A 19293-nucleotide genomic window follows, 5' to 3' on the forward strand; every position below is an offset into this window, starting at 1 on the left:
ACAGACTCATTTTTTAAAAAAGGGCGTAATCCCGCTTGAATACAGGTTCTCCACTAGCTTGAAAAATTGTTCTGACGATAAATCCTTTTGCCGCTGGATCCAAAGCCGAAATAGAGAAAGGGAAGTTGTTAGGTAAAACTCAATGAAGTATGGCGTTAAGGCATGGTTTTGCGGAACGTTTAATTCTAATTGCCCCAAAGTGATTTCTTTTTTTAAGCGTTTTATAAAACGGGCGCTTCCATAATCTCCTAAAAGGGCATTAAGAACAAGGAGATGTTCTCTTTTGTCCAGACAATAGAGCGTATCTTGAAACGTATGCATCGATAGCTCTTGATTCGCCAATTCTTTTTTCATGTCATTCAATAAGTCATTTTCAACAGAGTCTAACAATTCGTAAATGTCAGTAAAGTATTGATAAAAGGTGCTGCGGTTATATCCTGACTTTTTCGCAATTTCCTGAACCGAAATTTTCTCAATCGGCTTTTGGCTATATAACTCACAAAACACTTCTATAAACGTTTGTCTTGTTTTCTCCGTTATTTGAGGTTGCTTTTTCATGTTACCCTCCTACTAGCCAATAGAAATATTATCCGACAAATCCTAAAATACTGATGGTTGATCAAGGAATACTAAAGATTTATGATCACATCATACAACACGTTGTCTGATAATCCAAAGGAAATGTGAATAAGTAGGGGTGGTTTTCGCAAAACAAGACAGAATTTTAATTTTCGGTGCAGGTGTCATCGGGAGCATGTACGCAATGAAGCTTATTGAAGCAGGGTTTGACGTTACGCTGTATGCCCATTCTAATAGATTTAAATCATTAAGCGAAAATGGCCTGCAGTATAAAGAAAAAGGTTCCGTTCAATCGATACAAGTGAAGGTCATTGATACGCTCGAAAATGACGATATCTACGATTTTATTTTCGTCACCGTTCGTTATGACCGGTCCGAATCAGCGTTGTTAGCGCTAAAAGATAATCAAAGCAAAAATATCGTTACGATGACTAGTAATTCAATTGGGTTTTCTTCGTGGCTGGATATTGTAGGGGATCGGCTTTTACCCGCTTTTCCCGGCTTCGGCGGTCAGATGAAAGATGGAGTACTGCATGCCCGATTTCTACCAAAGATTATAACGGCAACTGCATTTGGAGAAGTGAATGGTGAAGTGACAGAACGCATCGAAAACCTCGCGAAATTATTTAAAACAGCAAAGCTTCCTTACGTTATTAAAAAGGATATGCAAGCGTATCTCATCACACATTCCGTATCCGACATTGCCATGCTGAGCGTTTTGCATTCTGAAGATAAAATAACTGACAAAAAAACAGCCAAAACCAGAACAACGGCACGCCAAATAACAGTCACTTTAAAAGCGTATCTAAGGGCCATACAAAAAGCTGGCGTTTCAATAGATCCACCCATGCTTAAAATGGTGCTTAAATTTCCAAACTTATTGTTGGATTTGTTCTTTATGACATGGCTACGAACTAAAATGGTTCGCGATATGATGTTACCGAACTATGCGATTCGTGCTAACAATGAGATTGTGCAGCTGAGTCATGATTTAAAGAAATTTTTAAGTCAAAATGATATCTAATCGGAAATACATGTTCAGTAAAACAACTACAGCGGCAGTCTAAGACTATAATACGCGCAAAACTGTATCACAATTAACCGAAATATGAACTGTAAAGTGTTAAATCCTACGGCTAAGGAATTCCTCCTTCACATCTTGACCCTAACCTATACGGAAGGGTTTATGCTATCAAGGAGGAGGGATCGTAATATATGAATATCATAATAAAAAAGGCCGAAGAGGTCACGCATCTTAGAAAAGGGTTATTGGTTGCATTGCTGAGTTGGGCATCCATGGTAATTGGGTTGTTTACAGCTACTTGGACTGTACATATCATAGAGAAAGTAGGGGGACCGGATTGGGCAGCAGCCATAACCAAATGCGCTCTTGTCTCTATAATTGTTATTACAGCAGTACATTGGATCCGAAGCCGGTACTCTATTGGGCAAGCGCTGCTTCCGTTGACTAAAGCTGGTATGGTTCAACTGTTGATTGGAGTTGGTTTTCGGGTAGTTCTAGCTGCTTGCGGTTTTTTATTGGCTATACAATTCGAATGGATCGACATCGTGGCGTGGCATTTTTCATTTCAATTTGTAATTGCGGTAGCTGGCAATACAGGTATGGCATTTTTGTATGAAGCATTGCCTGAGGAATTGACCATGCGTGGCTTGGTCTATAATGGATTGCGAACTAAGTTCCATTATGTTGGTGCTTATGTTGGGCAAGTTCTTCTGTTCATAGGTGTGCCAGTCACGGTCAACTTCTTACAACAAATGACAGGTATGGAGCCGGGTGTTGACATTAACACAGACTATGTCATCTTATTGTTTGCTTTTGGAACAGCATTACAATTACTGCGCAATATAACCGGTTCCTTATGGACTTCCATTGGATTTCATCTAGGTTACTTGGAAATTTCAAGATTCGTTGTCACTCAGAGTGACCCTCATTTGGTCACATACACTGAACGATATGAGGAAACAGGTAATCTTTTCATCTTATTTGGGATGGTTATTCTGGGTGGGATTTTCGTCGTAGGGTTATTCCATTTGCGGCAACGGATGAGTCGAGTAATACGAAAACAGTAAAAGGTAGGATCTGTTCAGAATTAGTTGTTCTGTAACAGGGGGCCTTATTAAGAACTTAATTCAATGCCTCTTAATAAGTTTTTTAATTTTTCTCAAGGTTAGTAGAGGTTATTAACTTTTAAAAAAAACCAAAAAATACTCAAAAGCAAGCCGTGTAAGAAATTGCAAGACGACAAGAAACATAAATCGTTTGCCGAAAAAGACAAGAACATGTATGGTTAACCGTGGTTGATAAGGATTCTCAATTACGAGAATGACATGCCGAACATGGAAGATAGCAATCCAAAAGAACTTAGAAATATTTGCTGTGATACTATTAAAAATACCAGTCGTCCGAAGGTCGAAACTTGAATGGACTATCGTACAAATACAACGCAAGGAGGCTTAAGCATGAGGGGAAAAAAATGTGGTTACAAGAAAGTAAATGGACTAAATATGTATTATGAAATCCATGGAAGTGGTAAACCACTAATTTTACTCCATGGCCAGTTTGCGACTGCCAGCATGTTCGATCCCATAATACCGGAGTTGGCTCTTCACCGCCAGGTAGTTTTAATTGAACAGCAAGGCCATGGTCATACCGCAGACATTAACCGCCCCTTAAGTTTTGCTCAAATGGGTCGTGACACCGCTGAACTTATGAGTCAATTAGGAATCACGGAAGCGGATGTGTTTGGATACAGTGCTGGTGGAACAGTCGCACTGCATCTGGTGAAGTCTAATCCTCACCTTGTTCGCAAGCTGGCACTAGCCTCGACTATTTATAGTATGGATGGCTATTTTCCCTATATCGTCGAAGGCATAAAACATGCATCTGCCGATGATTTTCCATTACAGATGAGGCAAGAATACGAACGTGTAGCCCCCCATCCTGATAACTGGTTCAAACTTATTGCCAAAGGTGCAGAAATGGCGAATAATCCGAATACAGAGGATTTTCTTGAACCGACGCAGCTGCAGCAAATTACCGCGCCGGTTTTGCTCGTCAATGGAGACAGAGATATTATTCGCCCAGAGTACGCCAATGAAATGGCAAAGCTGCTTCACACCAACCTCATCGTAGTGGCTGGAGATCATGTTTCGTATATTTCTACTCAACCTCAGATTTTGCTTGGTCATCTAAAGAAATTTTTCGAGTTATCCCATAACCAGCCATAACCAGTAAAACCTCTGGCATCACCGCAGCAGCTTCTGATGCTTCTGTCATTCTTTATTATTTAATCTGCCGATACTCTGAAGGGGAAACACCGGCGATGGATTTAAAGACAGAGGAGAAATAATGTTGATCGGCGAAATTCAGCTTGTTTGAAATTTCGTTAATGCTGAGATGGGTATTCAGTAAATATTGCTCGGCCAATTCAATTTTGTGTTTGCGAAAATAGGCGTAAGGCGTGATCCCGTACGTTTCCCGAAACATCTTGATCATATGATTTTTCGAATAGCCGAGTTGTTCACACAGATCGTCCAAATCCACTTTATTCTCGATATTGCCGTCCAGATACGACTTGATCTGCTCGGATACGGTTGGAGCTTTATGTTTTAAATGGTTCTTTAAGCGCAATACGATTTTAAGAAGAAGGACGGTTACTTCGTCTATAAAACTGGGATAGTCCATATGTGTGGCCGACGAAAGACTAATGATTTCATTCATATAGGAGAGAATGTTGCACTCCTTGATGAGATACGTATTTTCAGGGAGATATTGTTTGAATAAAGACTCGGCAAAATCACCATTAAAAATAATCCAAATTTTAATCCAGGGCTGATCTTCGCTGGAATAATAGATATGGTCGCTGTTTTTAGTCAATATGTAAACGTCGTTTTTCTGAGGGTACAGCGTTTGGGAATTGATCTCTAGAACGCCGCTGCCGTCGATGATATATTCAAACGAGTACAGGTTTTCTCCATGGCGTTCGATCCGGTAATTCTTATCACAGTAAGAGATGCCCGACATGAGCACATTGAGTGGAAGCTTGGAATCATTAAGATGCCAAAAATTGAAAATGGTTTCGTTCATCATGATATTCCTCACATTTACAATGATAAATCCTATTAAATTACGTTTTGGAACATGATAAATTATACACTAAGAAACGCATTAATGGGAGGAATCCAAATGAATCTTCGTGCACCAGCTGTTCCGCTGATTACGGTTGACCCTTATTTTTCCATCTGGTCGATGGCAGACAAGCTCAATGAATCGGACACCAAGCATTGGACGGGCAAGCCACACCGGATGACCGGCACTGCGCTGGTAGATGGAAAAGAATATGTTTTCATGGGCGTTAAGCCGGATAGCCTGCTTATGGAGCAGACAAAATTGGATATTCATGCATTGTCAAGCCAATACAAATTTGCATGTGATGAGATTCGGTTAACCGTTACGTTCACGACTCCATTGCTGTTGGATGATTTGAAGCTCATGTCCAGACCGGTATCTTATATTCATGTGAAAACCGAGTCGAACGACGGGAAAAAACATGACGTCACAGTTGCCATCACTGTAGATGGAGAGTTATGCCAAAACTTAAAATACGAGTTTCCGACCGTGTATACGGATCTGAGCGAACCTGGTTTTACTTGCGGCAAAGTGGGAAGCAGCATTCAGCATCCGTTAACCAGAAGCGGGGATGATCTTCGAATTAACTGGGGGTACGTCTATCTAGCATCCAATCATAGCGGCGCTTCAGTAAGCGCTTCCGAAGATACAAACCTCTACGGAACCGTAAATCATGCCATGGGGCTATCGATTGTTCTGGATACGGAGCAGAATGCAGAAGGGCTTTTTGCAGTCGGCTATGACGATATTAAATCGATCGAATATTTTCACGAAAAGCTGGATGCCTATTGGAGAAAAGACGGAGAGACGATTGAAGAGGCGATAAAGCAGGCGCTAAAAGAATATGATACATTGTATGAAAAATGCGAACGGTTTGCTGAAAAATTGTATCAAGACGCCTCGGCATCGGGAAGCGAAAAGTATGCAGACCTGGTATCCCTCGCTTACCGGCAAGCGATTGCCGCCCATAAAATCGTAGCGGGTCCGGATGGAGAAGTTCTGTTCATTTCCAAGGAGAACTTCAGCAATGGCTGTGCGGCTACGCTTGACGTGACTTACCCATCCATTCCACAATTTTTGCTATATAATCCCGAATTGGTGAAAGGGATGCTTCGGCCGATATTTAAGTACGCATCAACCGATGTTTGGCATTTTGACTTTGCTCCCCATGATGTGGGCACCTACCCGCTTCTGAATGGGCAAGTATACAGCAACGGAACTACGCCCGACTGGCAAATGCCGGTTGAAGAATGCGGCAATATGTTAATATGCGCTGCGGCTGTCGCGATAGCGGAGCAGGATGTTTCATTTGCGCAAGAAAACTGGGGACATCTTGAAACTTGGTGTCAGTACTTAATCCAAAACGGCATCGATCCGGATAACCAGCTGTGTACGGACGATTTTGCAGGGCACTTGGCCCATAACTGCAACTTGTCGCTTAAAGCGATTATGGGTATTGCCAGCTTTTCTATCTTGAACCGCATGGCAGGAAACGAGGAAAAAGCAGAGGAACTCATGGAACTCGCCCGATCGATGGCGGAGCAATGGAAGTCCATGGCTGCAAACGATGACGGTACGTTCCGTCTGGCGTTCGATCGCCCCGGCTCTTTTAGCATGAAGTATAATGCCATCTGGGATAAAATCTTCGGCCTGAACTTATTCCCTGAAGATACGTTCAAGGCAGAGACGCAAGCCTATATCGAGAAGCATTCGGGTGCCTACGGCCTTATGCTGGACAATCGCAACACCTACACCAAATCCGATTGGATCGTGTGGAGTGCCGCGCTCTGCGAAGACAAGGATGATTTCAATACGATCGTCGATCGGTTATGGCTCGCTTACGATCAATCGGAGAGCCGCGTTCCGATGACCGATTGGTTCCAGACGACGGACGCGAAGATGGTTGGTTTCCAGAACAGATCGGTACAAGGCGGGTTATTTATCAAGCTTCTTATGGATAAGGAGATTTGCAAGCTTCAATCGTAGTCAACGACTTGCATTAGAATAGCGAAATAGTCAAATCCCCCTTTGAGTATTTATTCTGAAGGGGGATTTACTGTCTTCAGAGGACAAGGTAGATATCAGCTGAAATTGCATGCCTGGATGATGAGAGAAATAATTATGGAGGTGTGCTTCATGAAAGTTGAAATTGAAGTGAGGGCATTTGGGAAAGTGGAAGTTCAAGGTACAGAAGAGGCTTATCAGAGTACGGAAATAGCACGTGTTTTCAAGCTACCAAAAGAAACAACCCTAGGTGAGCTTGAGTCATTATTAACCAAGTTATTTGGTGAAGTTGAAAATGGGTATTCGAATCCAAAACAGTGTTTAGGTAAAATCACCATGCGTGCCAAGAAGGCCAATGGTGAAAACGTTTATTTGAGTTAGATTACATTAAGCTAAAGGGGAACCGATAGCTCAATGAATACAGGTGAAGGTTACAGCGAACATGATGATCCGCGATCCAATAATATAAACTGACCAGACGCTAACCAAAGGTAACTAGGAATATTCAGGCGCTTTTTTCTAATTTGATGACATGAAGCATAAACATAAACAAAGGCGATCCTTTAATTCTAAGTAACAGACTCATTGGAGGCTGATGGGATTATGACCGAAGGAGATTGGGTATTTGCCTGCTACAGAGGGCAGAAGGTAACCGGCTTTTTGTTGCTGATGCGGGAATCCACGGTTTTGGTTCAAGCCACAATTCCACATGATTTGGGAATTATCGAAGTTTCTACGGATCGGGTTTCTTGGAATAACGACGCTGTAATATGTATGGACGATTTACCGGAACTTATAGATCTCTCCTTGGATTGGAAAGATAAAGAATGGTTTGAGAAGTGGACACACGAACTATCGTTATGGAAGCGGTTAACGGATCAAAATGTATCGTTGAGGTCGTGAATGAGCAGGCCTGGTGTTAAACCGATACTATATCTGGGCTGCAGTCGTTAAGCTAACGGACAGTTTTGTTGAACGAGTTGTCAATTTAACATTTTAAAGGAAGAGCATTTCTTTGTAATAAGAAATGCTCTTTATTTTTATATATAACGATATTAATTTATTGTAAAACAATAAATTTTGTGGCAAAGTAAAAACTGACATTAAATAAGTGAGGTGCACTTATGAAACGAGGAACAACACTCTTTTTGAAGATGGTTGTTATTATGATTGGAATACCAGTTCTCGCATTGTGCATATTTTTAGTGCCTAAGATCGGGAATTTTGCTGGAGAATTGTATCCCAAAATAGCTTATATGAAATCTCTCGTTTTAATGGATATGTACGCAGCAGCGATTCCTTTTTACTTTGCTCTGTATCATGCCTTTAAACTTTTAAGCTATATCGATAAGAACCAAGCGTTCTCGGAATTATCGGTAAAAGCATTAAAAAGTATAAGATACTGTGTCATCACAATCAGTACCCTGTACCTGTTAGGTATGCCACTCTACTATCTCATGGGAAGGAGAGTTGACCCTCCAAGTTTCATACCGATGGGATGGGTCATTATTTTCGCTTCTATGGTGATCGCCGTTTTTGCTGCTGTTCTCCAAAGACTTTTACAAGAAGCTATTACTATTAAATCAGAAAATGATTTAACGGTCTGATGTGGAGCATATGGCGATTATTTTTACTATTGATGTGATGTTAGTAAAACGAAAAATGAGCGTAACCGAGCTTTCGGGGATTTGGGCTAAAATATTAATCCCTTTACTAAAACGATGATCGAGGCGTATAATCCGTTAAGACATCGGAGTAAGGAGAGGGAAAGTGATGATGAACAACGGGTTGGTTAATGCTATTATCGCGTATATTATGTGGGGGGTTCTCCCGCTTTATTGGAAGTTGTTTAATAATGTGCCGGCAGGCGAGATACTGTCACATCGGGTTGTCTGGTCGTTCGTCTTTATGGGAATTTTCGTCGCAGCCCAGCGTCGCTGGGGTGACATAAAGCGGATTGCGGCTAGCCGCTCGCTCCTGCTGTCGCTTACCACTAGCGGACTGCTGATCGCTGCCAATTGGCTCATCTTCATCTGGGCGGTCAACAACGACCATGTTGTTGAGACAAGTCTCGGCTATTATTTGAACCCGTTGGTGAACGTGCTGCTTGCGGTTGTCTTCCTTCGTGAGAAGCCAAACCGTGGTCAATGGCTCGCGATTGCCATCGCTGCCGCCGCGGTTCTCATCATCGCCATCGACTACGGACGGTTCCCATGGATCTCAATCTCACTGGCCGCGACGTTTGGCTTGTACGGCCTCGCGAAGAAGAAGATCGGACAAGACGCTTCTGTAGGCTTGCTGTCGGAGACGGCTGTAGTCCTGCCCGTTGCGCTTGGCTACTGGATCTATTTGGCCGCCGTGGGAAAAACGACGGCATGGACGCTGCCTATGTCCACATTCGTCGAACTGCTTCTTTCCGGCGTGGTAACCGCGCTACCGCTGCTTTTCTTTGCGCGAGCGGCAGCCCGGATGGCGCTGTCCACACTCGGCTTCGTACAATATATCGGGCCGACGATCATGCTGTTACTGAGCGTATTCGTGTTCAAGGAATCGGTCTCGCCGGTTCTTCTCATCGGCTTTGCGCTCATCTGGACAGCGCTTGTCGTATATGCTACGGCATCGGTTCGCGGCACGAAACTCGCGAAGGCGCGCTGACGGCGGCAAAACGTCTACCCGGTACCGTTATATCAGCCATTTCCGTCCGTTGGGGGGAGATGGCTGTTTTCTGTTCGGGGTTAAACTAACGGGCAGGATAGTTTAAGGTTCATGTGCGGTGAACGTTATCCTAAGTAACTGCGAAAAATTCAGTGAATAAAAGGTTAAAGAGGCCCTGCAGGAGAGCAGGAATGAGGGCAGTGGCGTACAATACATACGAGTTATTGACAAAAATAACTACCCCATATATAGTGTAGTCATCTACATAAATGAAAGGAGAAACCTATGCCAAGCTTTTTCGATATGTACCCCTATAGCCTATACATCAAAGTTATTGCACAACGGGTCCGGGAAATCATCGACCAGCTTCTGAAGGACCATGGCTTGAATAGCTCGCAAGCGATTCTTCTCTCGCATATTCATCAATCCATTGAGGAGCATATAGAGATCAATCGAAAGTATCTTGAAAAAACAATGGCTTTAAGCGGTCCGTCTGTGACGAATTTATTGAACGGTTTGGAAAAGTCCGGATTTATCACGCGAAGTAGCAACCCTAAGGATGGACGCAACCTTCGTATTGACATAACAGATAAAGCCAAACAATTTCTTAACGAGAGGAGTGATGCCTTCTCGAAATCTGAAGAATTGATCACACAAGGGATGTCGGATGCCGAAAAAGCTATGTTTGTTTCTTTGCTGACCCGTGCATTTGAAAACGTCGAAAAACTGCCGCCGAATGGATGAATTTACCACATTTGATTATTTTTTTAAACAAATATGTAGACGGCTACACGATTTTATTTTAAAGCTCAGGAGGTTTCCATGATTAATGATCAACCAAACGGACTAGGGTTATCCAGAATCGGACTCGGCTGCGGCCATATGTCAAATGTCAATGTAGCTGTCAAAAGTGCAGGCGTTGCTGCCATTCATACCGCTTTTGAGAGCGGAATCAATCATCTCAACACAGGGGACTTTTACGGTGCCGGCCGAAGCGAGATGGTCATCGCCGAAGCGCTCAAGGGGTACAAAAGGGATGACTATTTTATATCGCTGAAGTTCGGAGCAATGAATACGCCGAGCGGCTCCTTGTACGGACTGGATGTTTCCCCCCATCATGTTAAAAACTATCTTGCCTATTCGCTCACACGACTCAATCTTGACTATATTGATCTGTATCAGCCCGCAAGAATTGATCTGGATATTCCTGTAGAAGAAACGATCGGCGCTATTTCCGATTTGGTTAAGGCCGGCTATGTCAGACAGATTGGAGTCAGCCAGGTTGACGCAGAGACGTTGAGAAGAGCGCATGCCACGCATCCGATCAGCTGGGTGGAAGTCGAATACTCGCTTTTTAACCGAAGTATCGAGAAAGAACTTTTGCCAACTGCAAGGGAATTGGGCATCGGCGTAGTTGTTTTTGGAGCATTGGCTCATGGTCTTCTTGCCGGCCATTGGACAGATGAGCGGATCGAAAAGAGCAAGGGCGGCTATGTTCCGTTGTTTTTTGAAGAGAATATAGGAAAGAACGTTGCCCTGGCCAAAAAACTAGAAGAGATCGCCGTAAACAAACAAATGACGTTATCCCAACTGGCGTTTGCATGGATATTATCCAAAGGCGAAGATATCATACCGCTTATCGGTACCGTATCGCCGGTTCATCTTCAAGAAGCTTTGCAATCACTCGATATTCAATTGACCGAAGAAGATATCAGGGAAATAGAAGATGCAATACCAGAACAGGAGATTGCCGGCGCTTCGTTTCCCAATATGCAATTTAGAAACGGGAAGACTGTTCGCGTTTAAACACGGTCATACAAATGAAAGGATGTTGTTTGTTATGATTATCGTTACCGGAGCCAATGGGAAATTGGGGCGGGCCGTAGTAGAACAACTACTCCAGCGTGTACCTGCTGAGGAGATCGGTGTCAGCGTCCGTGATCCGAATCAAGCACAAGAGCTTCGGGAACGTGGAGTTCGTGTCCGTCGGGGAGACTACGACGATGCCGAGAGTCTGTACCACGCTTTTGAGGGGGCGTCACAGGTTCTTATCGTTTCGTCCGGCATCATGGGCGAGGCTGACATCCCGCATGGCATTCAGCAGCATCAAACCGCGATTGACACGGCAAAGAGGGCAGGAGTTACTCGGGTGCTATACACAAGTCATATAGGTTCTTCCCCAACATCACACTTCGCCCCTATGATTCATCATGCGGCTACGGAAAAACTGCTGAAAGCTTCAGGTATGGCCTTCACATCGCTCCGTAATGGCTACTACGCCGCATCGGCACTCCTGTTGATCGGTGGAGCCATAAAAACAGGGGAACTGATCGCACCTGAGGATGGTCCGGTTGCCTGGACAGCCCACTCCGATTTGGCCGAGGCTGCGGCGGCAATCATCAGCGAGCAGAAACTGGATGGCATAACCCCCAATCTTACGGGATCCGAGGCCATTGACATGGAAGGGATTGCGTCAATCGCTTCCGAGGTCTTGGGGCGAACCATCCGCCGAATCGTTGTGTCGGACGAAGAATTTCGAGACCGCATGATGGCTCAAGGCGTGCCGGAAGCGAGTATAAATATGCGGATGGGGATGTTTCTGGCAAGCCGTCAGGGCGACTTCGCACAAGTCGATCCGGCTCTGGCTGATTTGATCGGCCGGCCTCCGAAAAGTTTTAGAGAGGTCCTGAAAGAGTCGATTTCTCAACTGCAAGGTTGATTGCGTTAAAACCTGCTTATAGGTGTAAGACAACAAGAACATATACGCTTAATAGCCGCGTAACTGCGGCTTTTTTTGTTTTAACGATATATGTTCTTGTCAAACCCGACGACAAGAACATTACGGTTTAATTATAACCATTCTTGACCCACCTATTTTTTAAACCAAAGTATATACTAATGTTAATATGCACGTGTACAGTACTAAATATAGTTTGCACTAGGTTAATGCCTTTATTAGTAAAGGAGATAAGGAAAAGATGACTGATATCAATAAAATATTTATTCGAAATGCTGTGGAATCTGAGCAAGACATCATAAGAGCAATAGTGGAAGAGGCGTATGAGGAATATGCCCGAACAATGAGTGATTCAATGCGCGAAGAGTATAATCGGAGATTAGTGACAACGATTGGAATAAAAGAATCTGTCGAGCGAATTGTCGCTGAGTCTGGCGGAAATATCGTGGGTTGTGTTCTTTTGTATCATTCGACATCTAGTGCAAGTGAAAGGGTAGTTCGTAATCCTGGTTGGGCTGAGTTACGATTGCTTGCCGTGCATCCGTCGACGCGTGGCCATGGAGTAGGAGCTTTGCTTGTACAGGAATGTATACGGCGTGCTCAAGTTAATGGCGAGAGGGCAATAGGATTGCACACAAAGGACGAAATGCATTCTGCTGTTCGTCTCTATGAGCGTCTTGGCTTTACTCGCTTTCAAGATCTTGATTTTAGTCCAGCCTCAGGGGTACTATTAAAGGGATATTGCTATAATTTGGATAATCGATAAGTCAGTCTCATGAATCCATGACGGTTTTTTGTAAGAACACAAGTAAATTTACGTTTAAAAGCCGCATGTCAGCGGCACTGTGCTGTCTCACGTTTGCCTGAAGGTACCCAGGGATATGCGGTTGTTATGACAAATGAGGAACAAGTTCGTCAATTTTTCAGCGAAATCGGGGAATTCGATCACTTGGTCTTTACTGCCGGCGATACATTGATGGTTGAAAGTCTGGACGCCACCGACGTCGACACAGCGCACCGATGGTTTAACGTGCGATACTGGGGAGCGTTTATGGCCGTTAAATACGGCAGCCGAAATATCAGACGGGGAGGGTCAATCACGTTGACTTCCGGTGTTGCCGGAGTTCGTCCACAGAAGGGGTTTACTATCCCAGCCAGCATATGCGGCGCCGTTGAGTCCCTCACCAGGGCGTTGGACGTCGAGCTGAGCCCGCTTCGTGTCAACGCCGTTTGCTTCGGACTTATGCGTACCGAGTTGTGGGATGGTGTTCCTGAGGAACAACGGAACGCAATGTATGAACATACTGGGAAATCATTGCCGGTTGGGCGAGTCGGTGAACCGGAGGACGGCGCTGAGGCGTTTCTCTACTTAATGCGCGAGAAATATTCCACCGGTCAGATCATTGTCGTAGATGGCGGTTCTACTCTGGTTTAAGTTTCTTGAAATATGAACGGTGAACGTAAGTCACTTCCATCAAAACCCACCGGAAGAGGCTCTACCTCACAAATATCTCCGCTTTACACTTACACAAATTGTTAATTCCATACGATGTATTGATAGCTAGAGGGCTCCTGGAATGTAATCGAAATAAGCATTCAGTGTTACATGAACTTTCAGGCAAGAGCATAAGCTGGAGGGATACATCGGGTCACAACAAGAAGAGCTCCGGGAACACCCGGAGCTCTTCTTCATCACTGTCAATTCCGCTTATAAAGCACAACGAAGAGTATGCCGCCAAACACACTAAGCGCTATAAAAATCAGCATCATATTGCTGTACAGCGCGGCCGTTTGGCTCGTTAAGGTCCCAACTATCGGAGCTTTCAACCACGGCTTCGTCAGCAGTCCGCCGACACCGGCTATGCCGATCCCTTCCGCGAGGAAGCAGGTGAAGTTGAGCATGCCAATACCGGATCCCGTTTCATTTTCTTCCAGCGTATTTGCGACACTTGCGGAAACCGCGGTTTTTACAAACGATAGGCCACCAAATGTCAGAATCATCGATGCTGAAATAACCCATGGTGTCCGATCCGTCAAGAACAGGACGACTAGAAAACCCGTGCTAATCATGCACAATCCGGTCAGCATCGCAGCTATATGACCGCGGCGGTCAGCAAGCATCCCGCCAAGCACCCCGAACAGAATGACGCTCAGAGTGCCTGGGAACAATATTGCGCTTCCGATGAGGCGCGTCGGCATATTGTACACTGAACTCATCAGATAAGGCACCATGGAAATAAAGCCTGCGACTGTGCCGAGAAGCAGTGCGCCTGTAAGCACGGCCGAAAGGTACCTTTTCTTCCGGAACAGGAACGGTTCCAAGAACGGCTCCCGGTGCCGACGAATATGACAAGCAAGAAGCGCAAACAAAACAATAGTTGTAGTCAAGTAGATCCAATGAAGCAGCGTCATAAACAGCGCAAAAGACAAAATGCCTGAAGACAACAAGATCGCTCCAGTTATATCAAATGCTTTTCCCTCTGTCGGCTCGTCAGGCAGCGTTCGAAGTACGAACGGCAGGGCCAGAAGCGACAGCAGCGGCAGCGCAAACAACAGCGACCAATGCATGTAGCCGGAAACCGTGCCTCCGATGACCGGGCCGAGTCCCTCGCCAAAGGCAACGACTGAGCCAATCAGGCCGAAAGCTTTGCCCTGATTTTCCGCTTGAACAACCTTGACGATCATCACCATAATGAGCGACGGAATGGCCGATGCCCCGATTCCCTGAAAAAAACGCGCGGCCAGCACGCACGGATACCATCCATAACCCAGCAGGCCGAGTAACGAACCGAAACCGTAGGTTAGCATACCGAACAATAGCAGCTTCCGAATGCCTGCGTGCTCTGATATTTTGCCATACACAGCGACGCCAATAGCGAAAGAAATTGAAAAGCAGGTGTTGGTCCAATTTGCAGCTGAAGGTGCGATGTGGAAATAAGTGGCGATTTCCGGTAACGATACGTTAAACATGGTCTCGTTCATGACACTGAAAAACGTCAAAATGCTCAACCACAGGATGAATCGCGACACTTGAACTTCGTTTCTGTGTTGCACTTGAATATAACCCCTTTGAATGAAGGGGAATCGCAGTTTATAGGGTCAATGATGCGCTTTCCCCTAAATGTTGTACCCTTGCTAAATTGTATTGCCGCATGATACGCTACGCCTCCAAATTAGAAAAAATGTAAAAAAACAGTTCAATTATATCATAACCGCTCAAACGACATAAGCGTTTTTGTGCCAGGGATAAGTTGATGTTCCTGTTGACGGAGTTACATCGCTAGATCTGCACAGCAGGAGTTACGCTAACGGGCAGGATAGCGTGATGACTTTCTCGAAATACATCATCTAAGATTATCTGCCCATATTTTTGAAGCAGAGTGAACAAGGAGGAAAAGATAATAGAGTTTATGAAAAATCGACTAGAACAAGACATCATTTCAACAGCGGAGAGCTTTGCGGAAAATTTTTCGGATCGGGGTCATTTTGATTTTAGTATTCAAAGTCTACGGATACTAGACGATATTCTCGAAGAATTACGTGATTACAAACTAGATAACGACGCATTGAATTCTGTTTCATCTATGGCTGGAAGTTACATCTTTGAAGTGGCAAGAAGGAATTATGGAGGCCAGTACTATTGGGTACAGGATAGAGAACAACCTGTTTTGGTTACCGGTGAGCCTGATTATTCAATTTCTATATTTGCATTTGATAAAGTTAAAGGCAGAATCCAGAACGGTAATGAGGATGAGATTCCATATTATTTTGACGGCTATATTGAGGCAGTTACAAAAGGTAAGAAAACCGGGTACCGTGCTATTATAGTTTAGATGATATGAGATGAAGCGAACGAGCAGTCGTAGCAAAAAGCAGGAAAAACAAGCACCACTTTACATTCAGGGCTTTTACACTGACCCCGACTCATCATCGGGGCTTTTTTTGTTTTGTATGGATGATTGCTTAGAAGTTAGCGTCTTACTAAATTGAAAGGGAGATGTAAGGAAAGTCGATAGCTTAGGCCAGCCTCGCAGGATAACATTGGAGCAAACGAAAACCGCGATTTTCTATAAGGAGGAATCGAGATGAGGCTGTTTGAACTGTTGCTTTTGTTGTCGAATATCGGCTTATTTGCCTTAACAGTCCTATTGAAAAAAGAACGGCGTAAAGTTCCAGTATTCGTTGTAAGCGGGATCGCCACACTTTTACTGGTCATTCATTGGACGGTGGAAGGATACAGAGTTCAGCTCCTATTCTCATATGGTATTACGATCATATATTTAGCCATTTCAGGTTATCGCTATTTTAATAAAAAAGGCCCCAGAAAAATCCCTCGATTCATGTTGGGTTCAGTTTATACCGCAATAGTGATCATGCTGGTCATCACAGCGGGTCTCATGTATGCTTTCCCGGTGTTTAAACTACCTGAGCCGACAGGCAATTTTAAGGTGGGTACTCAAACACTTCATCTCGTGGATACAAAAAGGGAAGAGATTTTCGACGAAACCAGAGATCGTAAGAGAGAGTTGATGGTTCAGGTATGGTATCCAGCTCAAGCAGGTACTGGTAAATACGCTCCCTTTATTCCTGATACCCCGATTTTACGTTATATGGCTGCGAACTATGGCCTTCCCGGGTTTACATTTCAACACCTGAAGTTTGTATCCAGTCATGCCTATTCGGGGGCTGAAATCTCATCGGCACAGACATCATACCCGCTGATCCTTGCGAATCCCGGCAACGGCTCTTCCAGGTTCCTCCACACGTCGCAAGCCGAAAATCTCGCGAGTCACGGATATATCGTAGCCGTGATCGACCACACCTTCAATACAATTGCAACCGAGTTTCCGGACGGTCGAATCACGACTAGCACAACCGACCATTTATTCTCGCCCGACCATGATTACGCGACGGAAAGAGAGAGTCGCGACAAGTTGGGAAAAGTGTTAACCGACGATGTGGCTTTTGTGCTGGACCAATTCGAGCTCATCCAATCTGGGCAGATTCCAAGTCAACTACATGGGAGGATTGATCTCGATCATGTCGGAGTGTTCGGTCATTCCATCGGCGGAGCGACGGCCTATGATGCTGCTTACGATCCGCGCATTGCGGTGGGAATAGACCTTGATGGAGGGCTTTATCGTCTGCGTGACAAAGAGGGGCTGCGAAAGCCTTTTTTATTCATCAACTCGGAAAGCTATTTCGAACAATTAACAAGGGTGAAGAATAACCAAGTCTACTCGGATGAAGAGCTTAAACGTATGGGGTCAACAAGAGAGTGGGAGGATCAAGTAGCGGCGGATAAAAAGGTGGAGCTTGAACGGATGCGCGAAACGGTCGATGAGGGGGGACAAGTCCTCTATATCGAGAATACGGAGCATTTGAATTTTACGGACATACAGTTCATTTCTCCGATTTTTAAGATCCTGGGCATTACAGGGAAAATGGCGCCGGAAAGAGCGAACACCGTTATCAATGCCTATATGCTGGATTTCTTCGATATGTATCTGAAAAATCAAGGCGGATCCTTAATGAAAGGAGAGGATAGCCGCTTTCCGGAGGTGAACCGGATGTGATAATGAAACCAGTAAAATTTATAACGAGGAGAATGGCATCCTAAATAATACGAAGAAGGGAAATCCCTCTAGGATCTCCCTTCTTTGAACTACATGTTTTAGACCAGGAGCCTGCTAAACGCAAGGCTTAGAAGTTGATTACCAAGCGTAAATACCTTTCTCATCCAGAAACTCGCCGTTATGACGTTTGCCATCTATGGCATAACCCACGATAATGGCAGCAGCGGCTTCCTTGGATTTACCGCCTGCGGCATTGCCGTTGAGATCAGTGGTTGTGAACCCTGGCGTTACCGCAAAGACTTGAGCGCCGCTGTTTCTAACTTCATAAGCCATCGATAATGTCATGGCATTGTTTGCCGTTTTGGAGGAATTATAATCAAAAGCGTTTAGAGTGGATTCCGCATTTTGCATATGGTCCAAGGAGGCCATGTCGGTTGAGACGTTGATGATGGTTCCTTCGTTGTCCTTGATCAACGGGAACAGACGCTGGTTCAATCGGAAGGTGCCGAAAAAGTTAACTTCAAAGGCGTTCCGCAAATTCTCCTCTTTAGTATCCATAAACGAGCGGGAGAATGCACCAGGCATGCCAGCGTTGTTAATCAGCAGCTTCAGGTCAGGATAGTTTTGTTTGATCGTATTGGCAGCTTGTTCAATAGACTCTAGGGATTCCATGTCTACTTGTACAAATTCTACGTCGAGCCCTTTGGAAGTCAACCCGGATACGGCTGCTTCGCCGCGTTCGGTGCTGCGGGCGCCTAGAATGACTTTCCAGCCGGCTTCACTCAGCTGCTTAACGATTTCAAATCCGATTCCTTTATTTGCTCCGGTTACAAAAGCGGTTTTTTTCATGCAAATCCCTCTTTCTTTATAATGGTTATGTTACCTGATTTATAAGTTACTATGCTACACTTAGTGTAGGTCAACAGAAACTTTTTAATAAGTGAGGGGTTATATGCTTACAATCGGAGAAGTAGCGAAATCAGTCGGAATCAACATTGGTGCGATCCGTTTTTACGAGAGAAAAGGATTGCTGGAACCGGCTGCGCGCAGCGAGCAGAATAACCGTTTATATACGGAGAACGAGTTGAATTGGCTGGTGTTTATCAAATGTCTGCGTGAAACCGGAATGAGTGTGGATGATATCAAAATGTATTACGACAAGGTCAAAGAGGGTACCTCGACCCTTCCGGAACGAATTCAGCTGATTCAAGACCAGAAGCAAAAGCTGCTGGATGACATTGAAGCGAAAAAAAACCAGCTCGTCCATTTGGAACGAAAGCTTGAACGGTATTATCGCGGGGAAAATTACTAGAACACTGGGGTGAAAATCGGTATAGGTAAGATACCAAGAGCAGACACACTTGTAGCGATGTTATCGATTAGGCACCGAAAGAGCTTCTGCTGCTGCTTGGGCGATGCACTCCTCAACAGCGAACGGATCGACATATCGATGTAAATGTCTTCACTCGAATCACGTTGATATTTTGAGGAAAATAAATAAGGGATTGATACGAGTTTTAGATAAACTGCCCCTAGACTTGAACGTAACTGTTCGAGCGCTAGGGGTTGTTTATTAGGGAGAGCTATTCGGA

At 44.5% G+C, this 19293-nt stretch carries 20 protein-coding genes and 1 pseudogene; 17 read left to right on the plus strand and 4 right to left on the minus strand.

The window, feature by feature from the left end:
- Nucleotides 1-6: 6 nt before the first annotated feature.
- The gene (locus ABID47_RS06965; RefSeq protein WP_354495432.1) at nucleotides 7-558 is read right to left on the minus strand and encodes a TetR/AcrR family transcriptional regulator; all 552 of its coding nucleotides are present in this window, start codon (nucleotides 556-558) and stop codon (nucleotides 7-9) included.
- A gap of 139 nt (nucleotides 559-697) precedes the next feature.
- On the opposite strand from ABID47_RS06965, the gene ABID47_RS06970 reads away from it, so the two are divergent.
- The 3 genes from ABID47_RS06970 to ABID47_RS06980 all read left to right on the plus strand — a co-directional run bounded on the left by ABID47_RS06970 (nucleotide 698) and on the right by ABID47_RS06980 (nucleotide 3828).
- Nucleotides 698-1603, plus strand: a complete 906-nt coding sequence (locus ABID47_RS06970) for a ketopantoate reductase family protein (protein ID WP_354495433.1) — start codon at nucleotides 698-700, stop codon at nucleotides 1601-1603.
- A 191-nt stretch (nucleotides 1604-1794) separates the two neighbouring features.
- Nucleotides 1795-2670, plus strand: coding sequence for a CPBP family glutamic-type intramembrane protease (locus ABID47_RS06975; RefSeq protein ID WP_354495434.1), 876 nt, complete (start codon nucleotides 1795-1797; stop codon nucleotides 2668-2670).
- A gap of 390 nt (nucleotides 2671-3060) precedes the next feature.
- Nucleotides 3061-3828, plus strand: coding sequence for an alpha/beta fold hydrolase (locus ABID47_RS06980; RefSeq protein ID WP_354495435.1), 768 nt, complete (start codon nucleotides 3061-3063; stop codon nucleotides 3826-3828).
- A gap of 55 nt (nucleotides 3829-3883) precedes the next feature.
- On the opposite strand, the gene ABID47_RS06985 is transcribed toward ABID47_RS06980, so the two are convergent.
- A complete protein-coding gene (locus ABID47_RS06985; protein ID WP_354495436.1) occupies nucleotides 3884-4690 on the minus strand; it encodes an AraC family transcriptional regulator in 807 nt (268 codons plus the stop codon).
- Between the two features lie 96 nt (nucleotides 4691-4786).
- Here ABID47_RS06985 and ABID47_RS06990 point away from each other — a divergent pair, with 96 nt between their 5' ends.
- From ABID47_RS06990 to ABID47_RS07035, 11 genes and pseudogenes are all read left to right on the plus strand, one after another.
- Nucleotides 4787-6715: a glutaminase domain-containing protein gene (locus tag ABID47_RS06990; RefSeq protein WP_354495437.1), complete on the plus strand. Its 1929-nt coding sequence runs from the start codon at nucleotides 4787-4789 to the stop codon at nucleotides 6713-6715.
- A gap of 150 nt (nucleotides 6716-6865) precedes the next feature.
- On the plus strand, nucleotides 6866-7114 hold the full coding sequence (locus ABID47_RS06995) for a hypothetical protein (RefSeq protein WP_354495438.1): 249 nt from the start codon (nucleotides 6866-6868) through the stop codon (nucleotides 7112-7114).
- A gap of 222 nt (nucleotides 7115-7336) precedes the next feature.
- On the plus strand, nucleotides 7337-7636 hold the full coding sequence (locus tag ABID47_RS07000) for an IDEAL domain-containing protein (RefSeq protein ID WP_354495439.1): 300 nt from the start codon (nucleotides 7337-7339) through the stop codon (nucleotides 7634-7636).
- 221 nt (nucleotides 7637-7857) lie between these two features.
- Nucleotides 7858-8340 (plus strand): DUF2975 domain-containing protein, encoded by a 483-nt coding sequence (locus tag ABID47_RS07005; RefSeq protein ID WP_354495440.1) that lies wholly within the window; start codon nucleotides 7858-7860, stop codon nucleotides 8338-8340.
- A gap of 1 nt (nucleotide 8341) precedes the next feature.
- Nucleotides 8342-8416: pseudogene (locus ABID47_RS33575) on the plus strand (helix-turn-helix domain-containing protein); the annotation flags it as partial.
- Between the two features lie 93 nt (nucleotides 8417-8509).
- Nucleotides 8510-9388, plus strand: coding sequence for an EamA family transporter RarD (rarD, locus tag ABID47_RS07010; protein WP_354495751.1), 879 nt, complete (start codon nucleotides 8510-8512; stop codon nucleotides 9386-9388).
- 285 nt (nucleotides 9389-9673) lie between these two features.
- Nucleotides 9674-10132, plus strand: coding sequence for a MarR family winged helix-turn-helix transcriptional regulator (locus ABID47_RS07015; RefSeq protein WP_354495441.1), 459 nt, complete (start codon nucleotides 9674-9676; stop codon nucleotides 10130-10132).
- 78 nt (nucleotides 10133-10210) lie between these two features.
- A complete protein-coding gene (locus ABID47_RS07020; protein ID WP_354495442.1) occupies nucleotides 10211-11194 on the plus strand; it encodes an aldo/keto reductase in 984 nt (327 codons plus the stop codon).
- A 34-nt stretch (nucleotides 11195-11228) separates the two neighbouring features.
- The gene (locus tag ABID47_RS07025) at nucleotides 11229-12107 is read left to right on the plus strand and encodes an SDR family oxidoreductase (RefSeq protein ID WP_354495443.1); all 879 of its coding nucleotides are present in this window, start codon (nucleotides 11229-11231) and stop codon (nucleotides 12105-12107) included.
- Nucleotides 12108-12366: 259 nt separating this feature from the next.
- Complete coding sequence (locus tag ABID47_RS07030) at nucleotides 12367-12891, plus strand: GNAT family N-acetyltransferase (protein WP_354495444.1); 525 nt, start codon at nucleotides 12367-12369, stop codon at nucleotides 12889-12891.
- 126 nt (nucleotides 12892-13017) lie between these two features.
- A complete protein-coding gene (locus tag ABID47_RS07035) occupies nucleotides 13018-13560 on the plus strand; it encodes an SDR family oxidoreductase (RefSeq protein ID WP_354495445.1) in 543 nt (180 codons plus the stop codon).
- 263 nt (nucleotides 13561-13823) lie between these two features.
- On the opposite strand, the gene ABID47_RS07040 is transcribed toward ABID47_RS07035, so the two are convergent.
- Nucleotides 13824-15179: an MFS transporter gene (locus ABID47_RS07040; protein ID WP_354495446.1), complete on the minus strand. Its 1356-nt coding sequence runs from the start codon at nucleotides 15177-15179 to the stop codon at nucleotides 13824-13826.
- 356 nt (nucleotides 15180-15535) lie between these two features.
- Here ABID47_RS07040 and ABID47_RS07045 point away from each other — a divergent pair, with 356 nt between their 5' ends.
- Both ABID47_RS07045 and ABID47_RS07050 read left to right on the plus strand, forming a co-directional pair.
- Nucleotides 15536-15958, plus strand: a complete 423-nt coding sequence (locus ABID47_RS07045; RefSeq protein ID WP_354495447.1) for a hypothetical protein — start codon at nucleotides 15536-15538, stop codon at nucleotides 15956-15958.
- 252 nt (nucleotides 15959-16210) lie between these two features.
- Nucleotides 16211-17701 (plus strand): alpha/beta hydrolase family protein, encoded by a 1491-nt coding sequence (locus ABID47_RS07050; RefSeq protein ID WP_354495448.1) that lies wholly within the window; start codon nucleotides 16211-16213, stop codon nucleotides 17699-17701.
- Nucleotides 17702-17839: 138 nt separating this feature from the next.
- On the opposite strand, the gene ABID47_RS07055 is transcribed toward ABID47_RS07050, so the two are convergent.
- Entirely contained in the window at nucleotides 17840-18550 is a 711-nt protein-coding gene (locus ABID47_RS07055) for an SDR family NAD(P)-dependent oxidoreductase (RefSeq protein WP_354495449.1), read from the minus strand.
- 103 nt (nucleotides 18551-18653) lie between these two features.
- On the opposite strand from ABID47_RS07055, the gene ABID47_RS07060 reads away from it, so the two are divergent.
- Nucleotides 18654-19013, plus strand: coding sequence for a MerR family transcriptional regulator (locus ABID47_RS07060; RefSeq protein WP_116230310.1), 360 nt, complete (start codon nucleotides 18654-18656; stop codon nucleotides 19011-19013).
- Nucleotides 19014-19293 lie beyond the last annotated feature (280 nt).

Source organism: Paenibacillus favisporus (assembly GCF_040545415.1).
Taxonomy (GTDB): domain Bacteria; phylum Bacillota; class Bacilli; order Paenibacillales; family Paenibacillaceae; genus Paenibacillus_AQ; species Paenibacillus_AQ favisporus.

What these genes read in the sequence shown, in the direction of transcription:
- ABID47_RS06965 (WP_354495432.1), bottom strand. Translation starts at nt 558, where the DNA reads ATGAAAAAGCAACCTCAAATAACGGAGAAAACAAGACAAACGTTTATA.
- ABID47_RS06975 (WP_354495434.1), top strand. Translation starts at nt 1,795, where the DNA reads ATGAATATCATAATAAAAAAGGCCGAAGAGGTCACGCATCTTAGAAAA.
- ABID47_RS06980 (WP_354495435.1), top strand. Translation starts at nt 3,061, where the DNA reads ATGAGGGGAAAAAAATGTGGTTACAAGAAAGTAAATGGACTAAATATG.
- ABID47_RS06985 (WP_354495436.1), bottom strand. Translation starts at nt 4,690, where the DNA reads ATGATGAACGAAACCATTTTCAATTTTTGGCATCTTAATGATTCCAAG.
- ABID47_RS06990 (WP_354495437.1), top strand. Translation starts at nt 4,787, where the DNA reads ATGAATCTTCGTGCACCAGCTGTTCCGCTGATTACGGTTGACCCTTAT.
- ABID47_RS06995 (WP_354495438.1), top strand. Translation starts at nt 6,866, where the DNA reads ATGAAAGTTGAAATTGAAGTGAGGGCATTTGGGAAAGTGGAAGTTCAA.
- ABID47_RS07000 (WP_354495439.1), top strand. Translation starts at nt 7,337, where the DNA reads ATGACCGAAGGAGATTGGGTATTTGCCTGCTACAGAGGGCAGAAGGTA.
- ABID47_RS07005 (WP_354495440.1), top strand. Translation starts at nt 7,858, where the DNA reads ATGAAACGAGGAACAACACTCTTTTTGAAGATGGTTGTTATTATGATT.
- rarD (WP_354495751.1), top strand. Translation starts at nt 8,510, where the DNA reads ATGAACAACGGGTTGGTTAATGCTATTATCGCGTATATTATGTGGGGG.
- ABID47_RS07015 (WP_354495441.1), top strand. Translation starts at nt 9,674, where the DNA reads ATGCCAAGCTTTTTCGATATGTACCCCTATAGCCTATACATCAAAGTT.
- ABID47_RS07020 (WP_354495442.1), top strand. Translation starts at nt 10,211, where the DNA reads ATGATTAATGATCAACCAAACGGACTAGGGTTATCCAGAATCGGACTC.
- ABID47_RS07025 (WP_354495443.1), top strand. Translation starts at nt 11,229, where the DNA reads ATGATTATCGTTACCGGAGCCAATGGGAAATTGGGGCGGGCCGTAGTA.
- ABID47_RS07030 (WP_354495444.1), top strand. Translation starts at nt 12,367, where the DNA reads ATGACTGATATCAATAAAATATTTATTCGAAATGCTGTGGAATCTGAG.
- ABID47_RS07035 (WP_354495445.1), top strand. Translation starts at nt 13,018, where the DNA reads ATGACAAATGAGGAACAAGTTCGTCAATTTTTCAGCGAAATCGGGGAA.
- ABID47_RS07045 (WP_354495447.1), top strand. Translation starts at nt 15,536, where the DNA reads ATGAAAAATCGACTAGAACAAGACATCATTTCAACAGCGGAGAGCTTT.
- ABID47_RS07050 (WP_354495448.1), top strand. Translation starts at nt 16,211, where the DNA reads ATGAGGCTGTTTGAACTGTTGCTTTTGTTGTCGAATATCGGCTTATTT.
- ABID47_RS07055 (WP_354495449.1), bottom strand. Translation starts at nt 18,550, where the DNA reads ATGAAAAAAACCGCTTTTGTAACCGGAGCAAATAAAGGAATCGGATTT.
- ABID47_RS07060 (WP_116230310.1), top strand. Translation starts at nt 18,654, where the DNA reads ATGCTTACAATCGGAGAAGTAGCGAAATCAGTCGGAATCAACATTGGT.